The following is a 510-nucleotide window of genomic DNA, read 5'->3' on the forward strand; positions in this document are numbered from 1 at the left end:
CAAGAAGCTGGCGGAGCTGCTCGGTGGCAGCGTCAGCCTGCAAAGCGAACCGGGCAAGGGTTCCACCTTCTCGGTGACCATCCCCGTGCGGCTGGAAGGCCCGCAGCCGCGATGATCTCCGCCGAGGCCATCAACGTCACGATCGATCGTGGCGCGCACACCGTGCTGGTGGTCGACGACAACCCTGCGACGCGCTACTCCACCGGCCGCCTGATCGATGAATTCTTCCTGCCCTACCTCGCGATCCGCGCCAAAGGCGAAGGCTATGCCGTGTCGATCGTGAAGGCCGGTGCCACCATCGTCGGCAAGAGCGCCGGCCGGGTGCGCCCGCCGCTGTCGGACCTCAAGCCGCAGGAAGCCGAGGAACTGGCCGCGCTGATCCGCAAGCTCGGCCCGCAATGAGAGACAACGTTTTTCAAGGAGACTCCATGATCAAGAAGACCCTGATGGGCCTGGCGCTGGCTGCCGCCGCCGTGAGCGCGTTCGCCGCCTGGCCCGAGAAGACCGTGA

Annotated in this window: 1 protein-coding gene; it reads left to right on the forward strand. The window is 66.3% G+C overall.

The genetic code is table 11. The annotated features are described in order from the left end of the window. Window positions 1–111 precede the first annotated feature (111 nt). Window positions 112–402, forward strand: a complete 291-nt coding sequence (locus tag ACYVAK_RS14710) for a hypothetical protein (protein ID WP_461062337.1) — start codon at window positions 112–114, stop codon at window positions 400–402. Window positions 403–510 lie beyond the last annotated feature (108 nt).

It is taken from the genome of Silanimonas algicola (assembly GCF_054777375.1).